The organism is Phocicoccus pinnipedialis (genome assembly GCF_903994035.1).
Classification (GTDB): Bacteria; Bacillota; Bacilli; order Staphylococcales; family Salinicoccaceae; genus Phocicoccus; species Phocicoccus pinnipedialis.
The window spans coordinates 93724-107703 of record NZ_CAJEWB010000005.1; the positions used below are offsets into that span (position 1 = coordinate 93724).

Consider the following 13980-nt stretch of genomic DNA (forward strand, 5'->3'; position numbering starts at 1 on the left):
GGATAGTTTTTAAATTTTATTGATATATCCGCTGATTTTCGGTATAATTTTTATGAAATAGCTGTGGGTAACTCTGTTTTTTTATCTGACTTATCCACAGTTTGTGCACAACTTGTGGATAACTTTACAACAGCCGTGAATTAAAGTTATCCACATCGTGTGAATTTGTTAAAAGTGAGGAAAATTTTATGAATGGTCTCGATCAGATTTGGCAGAAGGCCTTAGAATCTATTAAAGAGAAATTAGCTGGCCCGAGTTTTGAAACGTGGTTTATGGATGTTACTCTTACTGAACTCACTAAAGAACAGGCGATTATTGAAACACATAATACGTTCAATAGAGATTGGCTAGAAACGCATTACACAGATGTCGTTCAGGATGCACTTTTTAATTCTGTAGGTGAAAGACCAGATGTTACTTTCATTATTAAAGGAGATCCTGTAAGTCAAGAGGCACCTAATAAAGATGAAGAAACTGTGGATACGTCGTTTGGACCTAACTTCCAAATCAATGATCAAAACACATTTGAAACATTTGTCATTGGTAGTGGAAACCGCTTCGCGCACGCAGCAAGTCTTGCGGTTGCTGAAGCACCTGCAAAAGCTTATAACCCACTGTTTATCTATGGTGGTGTTGGTTTAGGTAAAACGCACCTGATGCATGCGATTGGTAATTATGTCACAGAAACAAGACCTGGTGCGAAAGTCGCTTATCTATCTAGTGAGAAATTTACGAATGACTTCATCAACTCAATTCGTGATAATAAACCAGAAGCGTTTAGAAATAAGTATCGTAATGTAGATGTATTATTAATTGATGATATTCAATTCTTAGCGGGAAAAGAATCGACCCAAGAAGAATTTTTCCATACATTTAATGCGCTACATGATCATGATAAACAGATTGTGATCACGAGTGACCGTACGCCGAACGAGATTCCTACTTTAGAGGATCGTCTGCGCTCACGTTTTGGTTGGGGACTCATCACAGATATTACACCACCAGATTTAGAAACTAGAATTGCAATTTTAAGAAAAAAATGTGAGGAAGAAAACGTAGAGATTCCAAATGAAGCAATGCTTTATATTGCGAATCATATAGACACGAACATACGTGAACTTGAAGGTGCCTTAACGCGTGTTGCTGCATACTCTAAACTCACGAACCAAGTAATGACGCCTGAGCTTGTTGCCTTAGCATTGAAGGATATCGTTTCACAACCGAAGTCAAAAAAGATTACAATACCAGATATCCAAAAAGCTGTCGCAGAATATTACGGCATTCAAATCGAAGACTTTGGTTCGAAAAAACGTACACGTTCGATTGCATTCCCTCGACATGTTGCCATGTATTTATCTAGAGAGCTGACAGATAACTCTTTACCGAAAATTGGAGAAATTTTTGGAGGCAGGGACCACACAACTGTAATTCACGCTCATGAAAAAATTGCAAAGTTGAGAGAAAATGATGAATCTTTCCTTTCAGAGCTCGCGCAAATAGAATCTAAGTTGAATTAAATAATGTGAGTAATGTGGATAAGTGTTACACTATTACCAACAGGTTATCCACATGTGAATAACTTACGTATTCTAAGCGTTTTTATAGTTATCCACATATTCACAGGACCTACTAATGCTTTTAATATCTTTATATAAATAACTAATAATAAATAAGGAGATTACAAATGAAAATTCGTATTAAACGCACATACTTTATAGAGCAATTAAACGACGTTCTAAAAGCCATCTCACCTAGAACTGCATTACCAATTTTAAATGGTATTAAGCTTGAAGCTACTGAAGAAACTTTAGTTCTTACAGGTAGTGATTCTGAAATTTCAATTGAAATCACAATTCCTACCGAAGTGAATAATGAAACAGTCTTAGAAATCGAATCATCAGGATCAGTCGTTTTATCTGCACGCTTCTTTACAGATGTTATAAAAAAATTGTCTGGAGATTTTGTAGAGTTAGATACAAATGCACAATTCTTAACGCATATTCGTGCGGGTAAATCGAATTTCAATTTAAGTGGAAATGATCCAAATCAATACCCATTACTTCCAGAAGTGAATAATGAATCAAGCATCATTATTCCATCTTCTGTACTTAAGACAATTATTAATGAAACAAACTTTGCGGTATCTCCTTCAGAAACACGTCCAGTTTTAACAGGTGTAAACTGGCAGTTCTTAGATAATGAAATTAAATTTACAGCAACGGACTCTCATAGACTTGCTTTAAGAAAATTAACAGACAAGCCAAACTCTGTCGAAATCAGCAATGCGATTATCCCAGGTAAAGCGCTTGGAGAATTAAACAAAATTATCGATGATAAAGAAGATGACGTAGAAGTGAACTTCTCTCAAAATCAAGTATTATTCAAATACGGAAATATGAGATTCATTTCTCGTTTGCTTGAAGGGAACTATCCAGACACGTCACGCTTATTCCCTGAAAACTACGAGACAAAATTAACTGTGAACAATAGTGAATTCTTACACGCAATTGACCGTGTATCTCTTCTGGCACGTGAAGGCGGCAACAACGCAATTAAAATGACGATTGAAAATGGTAAAGTAGAACTTTCTTCTAATTCACCAGAAATCGGTAACGTAGAAGAAGATGTAAACATCGGCGGACTTGAAGGAGAATCATTACAGATCTCATTCAACTCTAAATATATGATGGATGCACTTCGCGCTGTTCCAGATGAAGAAGTTGCGATCGAGTTCTTCGGAACGATGAAGCCATTCACAATTCAGTCGAGCAATTCTTATGATGTCATTCAATTAATTTTACCAATCAGAACATATTAATAAAAATATGAATAATAAGTAGTAGTAACGCTTAAAATTAAAAATAAGGCGTTCCTGCTACTTTTTTTGTTTTTTGTGTAGGTTTTATCATAAAACGCTCTAAACGTCTTAAATTGGCTCTAAATGATTGAGAAGATGAAATATTCTTGAATTTATAGTATAATAATAGAGTGTATGTGAGGAGGAAAGCCCATGGAAATCATTCAATTAGAAGATCAAATTACTTTAGGTCAATTTTTAAAACATCAAGCGCTTATCGGTTCAGGTGGAGAAGCGAAATGGTTCTTACGAGAAAATGATGTACTTTTAAATGACGAACCAGAAGATCGTCGTGGTAAAAAGTTACACCATAACGATGTATTAGACCTTGGAGAATTTGGTCAATTTAGAATTGAGTATAAAAGTGAATGCGATTAAAAGAGATTGAGCTGTCGGATTTTAGAAATTACGAGTCTTTATCTCTAACATTTCATGACAAATTGAATGTCTTCATTGGTCAGAATGCGCAAGGGAAAACGAATTTACTAGAGGCAATCTATTTTTTATCTCTCTCAAAGAGTCACCGTACACCACGGGACAGAGAGATGATTCGATTCAATGCCGAGGAAGCTTACATCTCTGGTCGTGTTGAAAATCTTAGAAGCACTATCCCTTTATCTTTGGCAATTACAAAAAAAGGAAAACGTGCAAAAGTGAATCATTTAGAGATGTCAAAACTCTCAGAGTATATCGGGCACTTAAACTGTGTGCTATTTGCTCCAGAAGACCTAGAAATCGTAAAAGGCGCACCACAAGTTAGACGTACGTTTATTGATATTGAATGTGGTCAGATTTCAAAAGTTTACCTCGCTCACTTAAGTAACTACAAACGACTTTTACAACAAAAAAATCAGTATTTAAAAGAAAGACACGTCGATAGTGTCATGATCAGCGTGTTGAATGAACAGCTTTCGGTTGAAGCAGCTGAAGTCATTAAGAAGCGTGCTGATTTTATTAAAACGCTCAGCAAATATGCAAAGAGAATTCACAGTGATATATCGAATGGAATTGAGACGCTCACAGTGAATTATCATCCGAATATAAAATATGACGATGATAATAAAGACGCTCTGAGCGCTTTTATTTTAGAGGAATATGAAAAGAATATTGATAAAGAAATAGAACGTAGACAAACATTAATTGGACCGCATCGTGATGACATCAAGTTTTTAATCAATGGATTTGATGTACAAACATATGGTTCACAAGGACAGCAACGTTCAACAGCACTCTCACTGAAACTTGCAGAACTCGATGTAATTAAAGAAGAGATTGGTGAGTATCCAATTTTACTATTAGATGATGTGTTAAGTGAGCTCGATGAATCGAGACAAGCCCATCTACTGACTTCGATTAGAGACAGAGTGCAGACCTTTGTAACTACAACGAGTATCAGCGATATTAACCATCAAATTATGGATGATATGAAACTCTACACTGTAAACAAAGGCACAGTTAAAATTTAGGAAGGTGATCGACTTGGCAGAACAAAATATTGAACAATATGATGCGAATCAAATACAGGTTTTAGAAGGACTTGAAGCGGTTCGTAAACGCCCAGGGATGTACATAGGATCTACAGCCTCACGCGGACTACACCATCTCGTATGGGAAATAGTAGATAACTCTATTGACGAGGCGTTAGCAGGATATGCATCACAAATTGATGTAGTAGTTGAGGAAGATAACTGGATCAGAGTAACAGATAACGGACGTGGAATTCCTGTAGGTATTCAAGAATCTATGGGACGTCCTGCAGTTGAAGTTATTCTAACTGTGCTTCACGCCGGTGGTAAATTCGGCGGTGGCGGATATAAAGTTTCAGGTGGGTTACACGGTGTCGGTTCATCAGTTGTTAACGCACTTTCTGAAACACTAGAAGTTTATGTTCACTTAGACGGTGAAATTCACTATCAAAGCTATTCACGTGGTGTGCCTGATGCGGATCTTAAAGTGATTGGTGAAACAGATAAAACAGGAACGACAATACGCTTTAAAGCGGATCCAGAAATATTTACAGAAACGACTGAGTACGAAAGAGAAATATTAGAAAAGCGTATCAAAGAATTAGCTTTCTTAAATAAAGGACTCTACATTCGCCTAATTGACGAACGTGAAGAAGTACCAGTGACAATTGAGTACCACTTCGAAGGTGGTATTAAATCTTATGTTGAGGAACTAAACCGAAAAAAAGAAGTGCTTCATGACGATGTGATCTATTTAGATAGTGAACGCGATGAAATTGAAGTAGAAATCGCAATGCAGTACAATGCAGGTTTCAATACGACCTTATTAACTTATGCCAACAATATTCACACGTATGAAGGTGGGACGCACGAAGAAGGATTCCGCCGCGCATTAACACGCGTAATAAACAACTATGCATTTAATCAAAAAATATTAAAAGATACAGATGATCGTTTATCTGGAGATGATGTGCGTGAAGGTATTACTGCAGTTGTATCTATAAAACACACAGATCCACAATTCGAAGGACAGACGAAAACGAAACTTGGCAACTCTGAAGCTCGTACGATCACTGATCAACTATTCTCTGAAGGGTTTGAACGTTTCTTAATGGAAAACCCACAGACAGCACGCACAATCGTAGAAAAAGGTATTACGGCACAACGTGCTCGTGTTGCAGCACGTAAAGCGCGTGAGATGACGCGTAGAAAGTCAGCATTAGAAGTATCAAGTTTACCTGGTAAACTGGCGGACTGTTCTTCTAAAGATCCAAGTAAATCTGAACTGTTCATCGTAGAGGGTGACTCTGCCGGTGGTTCAGCAAAATCAGGTCGTGACTCAAAACATCAAGCAATTTTACCTTTACGTGGTAAGATTCTGAACGTTGAAAAAGCACGTCTAGACAGAATTCTAACGAACAATGAGATACGCATGATGATCACAGCACTTGGTACAGGTATTGGTGAGGAGTTCAACCTTGAAAAAGCACGCTATCATAAAGTTGTTATTATGACCGACGCTGACGTAGATGGGGCTCATATCAGAACCCTCTTGCTCACGTTCTTTTATCGATTTATGCGTCCATTGGTTGAGGCTGGATATATCTATATTGCGCAGCCACCACTTTACAAAGTAGAACAAGGACGTAAGAAACACTATGTGTACGATGACGAAGCTTTAGAGGAATTACGTGTAACATTACCCGAAACTCCTAGACCAAGTATTTCTAGATATAAAGGTCTTGGTGAGATGAACGCAGACCAATTATGGGAGACAACGATGGATCCAGACAACCGTACGCTCTTACAAGTAGAATTAACAGATGCGGTTGAAGCGGATGAAGTGTTTGAAATGCTCATGGGTGACATCGTAGAGTTGCGACGCGAATTCATTGAAGAAAATGCCAGATACGTAGAAAACTTGGATGTATAGGAGGAAACATGAATGTCTGAAAGACTTGGAACAGAACAAATAAATATTAGTAAGACGATGAAATCATCTTTCCTTAGCTATGCGATGAGCGTCATCGTTTCTCGTGCATTACCAGATGTACGTGACGGTTTGAAACCTGTTCACCGTCGTATTTTATACGGAATGTACGACAATGGTATGACAAATGATAAACCATTTAAAAAATCTGCACGTATTGTTGGGGATGTAATGGGTAAATTCCACCCTCATGGTGACTCATCTATCTATGATGCGATGGTTAGACTCGCCCAAGACTTCTCAACGCGCTATCCACTCGTTCACGGACAGGGTAACTTCGGTTCGATGGATGGAGACGGAGCAGCAGCAATGCGTTACACAGAAGCGAAGATGTCAAAAATTGCAATGGAACTCATGAGAGATATCAATAAAGATACGATTGATTTCATGCCAAACTATGATGAGAATGAACGAGAACCGGCCGTATTGCCTGCCCACTTCCCTAACCTATTAGTGAATGGTACCTCAGGTATCGCGGTTGGTATGGCAACAAACATTCCACCACACAACTTAGTCGAAGCAATTGACGGTGTGCTTGAAGTGTCTAGAAATCCAGATGTTTCTATCATGGAACTCATGAATATTATTACAGGACCAGACTTCCCAACAGCAGGGTATATCATGGGCAAATCTGGAATTCGTAAAGCATATGAAACAGGTCGCGGTTCAATCATCATGCGTGCAAAATGTGAAATTGAAGAAATGAAAAATGGTCGTGAACGTATTGTTGTTTCTGAAATTCCATATCAGTTAAACAAAGCACGTCTTGTTGAAAAAATCGCAGAACTTGCGAGAGATAAAAAGATTGATGGTATTACGGACTTACGTGACGAAACGTCACTTAAAGAAGGCGTAAAAATTATCATCGAAATCAGAAGAGATCACAATGCGAATGTTGTTCTGAACAACTTGTATAAACAAACACCGTTACAAATGACGTTCGGTGTGAATATGTTGGCACTTGTTAACGGTGAACCACAGGTTCTTAATCTTAAACAAATGCTTGTGCATTATTTAGACCATCAAAAAGAGGTCGTGACGAGACGTACACGTTTTGATTTAAAACGTGCCCAAGACCGTGCGCATATCTTAGAAGGTCTGATGATAGCGCTCGACAATATCGATGCGATTATTGCGTTAATTCGAGCATCACAAACAGATGAAGAAGCGAAGAATGGATTGATGGAGAAATTCAATCTCTCTGAGAAACAATCTCAAGCAATTCTAGATATGAGACTCCGTCGCTTAACAGGACTTGAGCGCGATAAGATCCAAGCGGAATATGATGAACTTATGAATAGAATTCGTGAGTTGAAAGAGATTTTAGAATCTGAAGATAAACTTCTAGAACTCATTCGTGAGGAACTTATTGAAATACGTGACAAGTATGGTGACGAAAGACGTACAGAAATACTTGCGGGTGTGATTCATGACATTGAGGACGAGGATTTAATCCCAGAAGAACAAATTGTTGTGACACTTTCTCATGGTAACTACATCAAACGTTTACCATCAGACACATATCGTGCACAGCGTCGTGGAGGTCGTGGCATCCAAGGTATGAACACACAACAAGATGACTTCGTGTCACAAATTGTGACGATGTCGACGCATGATTATCTGCTATTCTTCACAAATAAAGGTCGCGTATTCAGACTGAAAGGATACGAGGTACCAGAATTATCACGTCAGTCAAAAGGAATTCCAATCATTAATATGATTGAAATCGACAAGGACGAAATGATTACAACAATGTTATCTGTGAAAGATAAAAAAGACGAAATCGACGAACACTACTTACTCTTTGCGACTAAGAACGGTATTGTGAAACGTACGTCACTCACTGAATTTAATCGTATTAATAAAAACGGTAAGATTGCAATTACGTTTAAAGATGAAGATGAATTGCTTGCGGTTAGATTAACAGACGGCAGTCAAGAAGTAGTTATCGGTTCTAAAGATGGTTCACTGATTCGCTTTGATGAAAATGAAGTACGATCGATGGGACGTACAGCTGCGGGCGTGAAAGGTATCCGCTTACGTGAAGGCGACGAAGTAGTTGGACTCGACGTGCTGACGGTAGGGCAAAATATTCTTGTTGTAACAGACAAAGGATATGGTAAACAAACACATGAAGCGGACTATAGACAAACACGTCGTGGTGGTTTAGGTGTGAAGACAATCAACCTAAACGAACGAAATGGACGACTAGAAGCGATTGCTGCAGTAAATGGTGATGAAGATATTATGGTCGTAACAGACGGTGGCGTTATTATCCGATTTGCGATCGAGGATGTATCAACATTAGGACGCGCGACACAAGGCGTTAGACTCATGCGCTTAGATGACGATCACGGCGTCGCAACCGTTGCGGTAGTTAAAAATATAGATGCAGAAATTGAAGAAGCAGAAGATGATATTGAAGACCTCACAGAATTAACTTTAAAAGATGAAAATATGCTCGACTCAGAAGAGTAAATGAAATGCACGACACGATAAAAATTCCGTGTCGTGCTTTTTTGGAGTAGAAATTGGGTGTGCGATTAGCAGTTGCAAGTATTCCATCATTAATTATGGTTTTAGTACATTTGTGATAGGATTATGTTTTTATCTCTAAACAATTGCGAACAATTTATGAAAAAGCTATACTTATGATAGTTAATAGACGTTAGTTGAGGGTTAAAATGAGTAAAAATCTTAGATTCGGTAAGTTTGCGAGCCTTGTTGCGCTCACGGATGAAGATACGGCACGTAGTTTAATGCCGGAGTTTAAAAATTTTCGTGTCATCACTGGTAAGGTGGGCACGATGGATTTAAAAAAGGTCATTGCGTCTGTTGAAACAGCTGCGAAACGTGAGGGACTCATCAATGGTGATTTCTATAGAGAAACACATGCGCTCTACCACGCGATTGTTGAGGCGATTCAAGGGGTGACGCGGGGTGATCTCGCGGTTGGAGATATCATGCGTACAGTCGGACTTGAGTTTTCGATTATTCGCGGTGAACCTTATGCTGAGGACAGCGAAGGTGAATGGCTTGCAGTATGCTTCTACGGTACGATTGGAGCGCCGATTCGTGGAAAAGAACACGAGGCTTTAGGTCTTGGCATTAACCACATTTAAATAAATTATTTGTCATAGACATTAGTTATTAGGGACATAAATATCAAAGGGATATTTATGTCTTTTTTTGTACAAAAAGGAGGAACACCATGTCAGTTTTAAAACTAGACGGTAATCATTTAACAATCGAAGATATCAAAGATTTCCTGGGAAATTCAGACTCTACAGTCGAAATCACAGAAGATGCGTATGCACGTGTACGGGCATCTCGTGCAGTCGTAGAAAGTATTATTAAAAATAAAAAGACGATTTATGGAATTACAACAGGTTTTGGTCTCTTCTGTAACGTGCTTATTACTGAAGAAAAAACAGCTCAACTTCAGACAAATTTAATTCGCTCACATGCAGTTGGTGTAGGTCGTCCGTTCAAAGAAGAAGTTGCGTTACTTATGATGGTTTTCAGATTAAACACAATGTTAAAAGGACATTCAGGAGTCCGTGAGGAACTCGTTAACCAATTGAAGACATACATTAACAAGCGCATCATTCCGGTTGTTCCAGAACAAGGATCACTCGGTGCTTCGGGTGATCTTGCCCCACTTTCTCATATGGCACTCACGCTAATTGGTGAAGGTGAAGTATTTAAAGACGGAATTGCCGTAGATACTAAAGAACTATTAAATGAACTTCAAGTCGCACCAATCTCACTGGAAGCAAAAGAAGGACTCGCGCTCATCAATGGTACGCAACCAATGACCGCACAAGGTGTTGTTAACTATATCGAAGCGGAAAAGCTCATGGAAGATAGCTTGTGGATTGCGTCACTCACACACCAAGGACTGCGCGGTATTACGGATGCATTCGATCATAAAATACATGAGTCACGCGGCTATAAAGAGTCTGTGTATGTGGCCGAAAAAATGCTCGATTATTTAGAAGGCTCGAAGCTTACAACTCGTCAAGGTGAACTCCGTGTCCAAGACGCGTACTCACTTCGCTGTATTCCACAAGTACACGGTGCGAGCTTCCAAACACTTACCTATGTTAAAGAGAAACTAGAAATCGAAATGAATGCCGCAAACGATAACCCGCTCATCTTTAGTGAAGCGGAAGTGTATTCGGGCGGTAACTTCCACGGTCAACCAATCGCGATTGCGATGGACCTACTTAAAATTGGTGTGGCAGAGATTGCTAATATTTCAGAACGTCGTATCGAACGTTTAGTGAATCCGCAATTAAACGAAGACCTGCCAGCATTCTTAAGTCCAGAAGACGGATTCCAAAGTGGCGCGATGATTCTTCAGTACATGGCAGCAGCGCTTGTATCCGAAAACAAAACATTAGCACATCCAGCATCTGTGGACTCAATTCCTTCATCAGCAAACCAGGAAGACCACGTATCAATGGGAACAATCGGTTCTAGGCATGCCCGGGATATCATCGACAATGTACGCAACGTACTTGCGACAGAGCTTTTCATTGCAATGAGTGCCGTTGAAATTCGTGGTGTGGACAAACTCTCACCAAAAACAAAAGAGAAATTCAACCAATATCGCCAAGTCGCAGACTTTTTAGATCATGACAGACAATTCAGCATTGATATACAAAATCTATCAACAGCATTAAGAAGTATTTAAGGAGGAAGAACAAATGGCTAGAAAAATAGTGGCAAAAAAAGGCTTAGAACTTGAATGTAAAGGTTGGGAACAAGAAGCAGCACTCCGCATGCTATACAATAACTTAGATCCAGAAGTTGCTGAACATCCAGAAGCGCTCGTCGTCTACGGTGGTATCGGTAAAGCAGCACGTAACTGGCCAGCATTTGAAGCAATCGAGAGAACACTAAGAGAATTAGAAGATGATGAAACAATGCTGATTCAATCTGGTAAACCGGTTGCTGTATTCAAAACGCACGAAGAAGCACCACGTGTCCTTTTATCTAACTCAGTACTCGTACCAAAGTGGGCAACATGGGATCATTTCCACGAGCTCGATAAAAAAGGACTGATGATGTATGGACAAATGACGGCGGGTTCATGGATTTATATCGGTTCTCAAGGGATTGTGCAAGGCACTTATGAGACGTTCGCAGAACTCGCCGAGCAAAATTATGAGGGTTCATTAAAAGGGACAATTACGTTAACGGCAGGCCTTGGTGGTATGGGTGGCGCACAACCGTTAGCGGTCACTATGAACGGCGGGGTTGCACTATGTGTTGAAATCGATGAGACTAGAATTGATAAACGAATTGAGACGCGTTATTGTGACATTAAATGCACAGATTTAGATGAAGCATTAGAAAAAGCACAAGAAGCAAAAGACAAAGGTGAAGCACTCTCGATTGGATTACTCGGGAATGCTGCTGAAATCCATCACGAAATTTTACGTCGTGGATTCCCAATCGATATCGTCACAGACCAAACATCAGCGCACGACCCGTTAAACGGTTACATTCCTGAAGGGTATGGACTAGAGCCCGCTTCGAAGTTACGTAAAGAAGATCCCAAAGCATATGTTAAACTTTCCACTGCCTCTATGACAAAACATGTTGATGCAATGCTGAAGTTCAAAGACAGAGGGGCAATCGTATTCGACTATGGTAACAACATTCGCCAAGTGGCGTTTGATAATGGTTTGAAGAATGCATTTGATTTCCCAGGATTTGTTCCTGCATACATTCGCCCACTTTTCTGTGAAGGTAAAGGACCATTCCGCTTTGTGGCGTTATCGGGAGATCCAACAGACATTGCTGCTGCTGATAAAAAAATGCGTGAACTCTTCCCGGATAACGATAAGTTGATTCGCTGGTTAGACATGGCAGAAGAAAAAATTACATTCCAAGGATTACCAGCACGTATCGCTTGGCTTGGATACGGCGAACGTGCAAAAATGGGACTCGCGTTAAATGAAATGGTTAGAACAGGAGAAATCTCAGCACCAATCGTTATAGGACGTGACCATTTAGACTCAGGTTCAGTCGCATCCCCTAACCGTGAAACAGAATCAATGAAAGACGGTTCAGACGCAGTCGGAGACTGGGCGATTCTAAACGCACTTGTAAATACTGCAGCAGGTGGCTCATGGATTTCAGTTCACCACGGTGGAGGTGTCGGAATGGGCTACTCATTACACGCTGGAATGGTGGTTGTAGCAGATGGTACAGACCGTGCCGCACGTAGACTAGAGCGCGTACTGACGACAGATCCGGGTATGGGCGTTGTACGTCACGTTGATGCAGGATACGATATCGCGATTGAGACAGCGAAAAAGAACAAAATTAACATACCTATGATGGAGGACTAATTCATGAATGATTTAATCATAAAAAATATCGGCCAACTATTACTACCTAAAAAAATGGATCGTCCGTTAAAAGGAAGTGAGATGGACGCGCTTGAGATTGTAGCAGATGGAATGGTTGTCATCAAAGACAGTAAGATTGTGTATCGTGGAAAAGAAACAGACAAATACGAAGCAACAGAAACAATCGATGCTGAAGGCAAAGTAGTCTCCCCTGCTCTGGTTGAAGCCCACACGCACACAGTGCACGGTGGTTCACGTGAACACGAAATGGCACTGAAAGTTCAAGGTGTCGACTACTTAAAAATCTTAGAGCAAGGTGGTGGTATCTTAAGCTCCGTGAAAAGTACGCAGGAAGCGACATTCGATGAACTCTATAAAAAAGCGGAGAAAAATATCATACGTATGATTCAACACGGTGTCCTCACAATCGAGGCAAAAAGTGGTTATGGTCTAGATAAGGATACGGAAATCAAGCAATTAAAAGTGGCACATAAGCTTGAAGAAAACTACCCAGTTCAAATGAAGCATACATTCTTAGGACCACACGCAATTCCAAAAGGACGTGAATCGGAAGAGTTCTTAGATGAAATGATTGAACTTCTTGATGACGTAAAAGATTTAGCAGATTTTGCAGACATATTTACTGAAACAGGTGTATTTTCTGTAAATGAATCACGCAGATACATGGAAGAAGCACGTAAGCGTGGATTTAGAGTAAAAATACATGCGGATGAAATTGACCCACTCGGTGGTTTGGGTCTCGCGATTGAACAAGATGCAATCAGTGCAGATCATCTTGTTGCATCTGCTGAAGAAGATAAACAAGCACTTAAAGACAGCGACACGGTAGCAGTACTCTTACCAGGAACAACATTTTATCTTGGTAAGAACGAATATGCGGATGCACGTGGCATGATCGGGCATGGTGGAGCTGTTGCTCTTGCGACAGATTATAACCCAGGGTCAAACGTGACAGATAACTTACAGCTCATTATGACGATTGCTGCATTAAAGCTCAAAATGACGCCTAATGAAATTTGGAACGCTGTAACAGTAAATGCCGCGAAAGCTATCGACAGTGATCGTGGAACCATGGAAGTTGGAGACGATGCAAATATTGTATTATGGGACGCTCCGAATCATGAGTATGTTTTATATCACTACGGTGTAAACCATGCAGAAAAAGTTATTGCGAATGGTAAAGTCGTATATGAAAGACCCGGACTTTTAAATTAAGTTTGCCACGCTTAACTTTAAATTTTTAACAACTTGTAGTATATTAAGTGTAATCAAATATATACT

The 13980-nt window shown here is 39.7% G+C and carries 10 protein-coding genes and 1 other annotated feature (1 of these 11 only partly in view); all 10 genes read left to right on the plus strand.

The window, feature by feature from the left end:
• The first annotated feature begins 188 nt into the window (after positions 1-188).
• The 10 genes from dnaA to hutI all read left to right on the plus strand — a co-directional run bounded on the left by dnaA (position 189) and on the right by hutI (position 13914).
• Positions 189-1517 (plus strand): chromosomal replication initiator protein DnaA, encoded by a 1329-nt coding sequence (gene dnaA / locus H9D55_RS02205; protein ID WP_186076457.1) that lies wholly within the window; start codon positions 189-191, stop codon positions 1515-1517.
• A gap of 167 nt (positions 1518-1684) precedes the next feature.
• Positions 1685-2818 (plus strand): DNA polymerase III subunit beta, encoded by a 1134-nt coding sequence (dnaN, locus tag H9D55_RS02210; RefSeq protein ID WP_186076459.1) that lies wholly within the window; start codon positions 1685-1687, stop codon positions 2816-2818.
• Between the two features lie 192 nt (positions 2819-3010).
• Positions 3011-3235, plus strand: coding sequence for an RNA-binding S4 domain-containing protein (locus tag H9D55_RS02215; protein WP_186076461.1), 225 nt, complete (start codon positions 3011-3013; stop codon positions 3233-3235).
• On the plus strand, positions 3226-4323 hold the full coding sequence (gene recF, locus H9D55_RS02220) for a DNA replication/repair protein RecF (RefSeq protein WP_186076463.1): 1098 nt from the start codon (positions 3226-3228) through the stop codon (positions 4321-4323). The genes H9D55_RS02215 and recF overlap by 10 nt, the downstream gene beginning before the upstream one ends.
• 4 nt (positions 4324-4327) lie before the next feature.
• Positions 4328-6256: a DNA topoisomerase (ATP-hydrolyzing) subunit B gene (gene gyrB, locus H9D55_RS02225; RefSeq protein ID WP_408634752.1), complete on the plus strand. Its 1929-nt coding sequence runs from the start codon at positions 4328-4330 to the stop codon at positions 6254-6256.
• A 12-nt stretch (positions 6257-6268) separates the two neighbouring features.
• Positions 6269-8791 carry a DNA gyrase subunit A gene (gene gyrA / locus H9D55_RS02230; protein ID WP_186076467.1) on the plus strand — a complete coding sequence of 841 codons (2523 nt, stop codon included), beginning with the start codon at positions 6269-6271 and terminating at the stop codon, positions 8789-8791.
• Between the two features lie 206 nt (positions 8792-8997).
• Positions 8998-9435, plus strand: a complete 438-nt coding sequence (gene hutP, locus H9D55_RS02235; protein WP_186076469.1) for a hut operon transcriptional regulator HutP — start codon at positions 8998-9000, stop codon at positions 9433-9435.
• 89 nt (positions 9436-9524) lie between these two features.
• Positions 9525-11012 carry a histidine ammonia-lyase gene (gene hutH / locus H9D55_RS02240; protein WP_186076471.1) on the plus strand — a complete coding sequence of 496 codons (1488 nt, stop codon included), beginning with the start codon at positions 9525-9527 and terminating at the stop codon, positions 11010-11012.
• Positions 11013-11025: 13 nt separating this feature from the next.
• Positions 11026-12678, plus strand: coding sequence for a urocanate hydratase (gene hutU, locus H9D55_RS02245; RefSeq protein ID WP_186076473.1), 1653 nt, complete (start codon positions 11026-11028; stop codon positions 12676-12678).
• A gap of 3 nt (positions 12679-12681) precedes the next feature.
• Positions 12682-13914, plus strand: coding sequence for an imidazolonepropionase (gene hutI / locus H9D55_RS02250; RefSeq protein ID WP_186076475.1), 1233 nt, complete (start codon positions 12682-12684; stop codon positions 13912-13914).
• A gap of 59 nt (positions 13915-13973) precedes the next feature.
• Positions 13974-13980 (plus strand) — a binding site (T-box leader) (it continues 183 nt past the right edge of the window).

Coding starts and splice junctions, on each gene's coding strand:
- dnaA (WP_186076457.1), top strand. CDS start 189: ATGAATGGTCTCGATCAGATTTGGCAGAAGGCCTTAGAATCTATTAAA.
- dnaN (WP_186076459.1), top strand. CDS start 1,685: ATGAAAATTCGTATTAAACGCACATACTTTATAGAGCAATTAAACGAC.
- recF (WP_186076463.1), top strand. CDS start 3,226: ATGCGATTAAAAGAGATTGAGCTGTCGGATTTTAGAAATTACGAGTCT.
- H9D55_RS02215 (WP_186076461.1), top strand. CDS start 3,011: ATGGAAATCATTCAATTAGAAGATCAAATTACTTTAGGTCAATTTTTA.
- hutP (WP_186076469.1), top strand. CDS start 8,998: ATGAGTAAAAATCTTAGATTCGGTAAGTTTGCGAGCCTTGTTGCGCTC.
- hutH (WP_186076471.1), top strand. CDS start 9,525: ATGTCAGTTTTAAAACTAGACGGTAATCATTTAACAATCGAAGATATC.
- hutU (WP_186076473.1), top strand. CDS start 11,026: ATGGCTAGAAAAATAGTGGCAAAAAAAGGCTTAGAACTTGAATGTAAA.
- gyrA (WP_186076467.1), top strand. CDS start 6,269: ATGTCTGAAAGACTTGGAACAGAACAAATAAATATTAGTAAGACGATG.
- hutI (WP_186076475.1), top strand. CDS start 12,682: ATGAATGATTTAATCATAAAAAATATCGGCCAACTATTACTACCTAAA.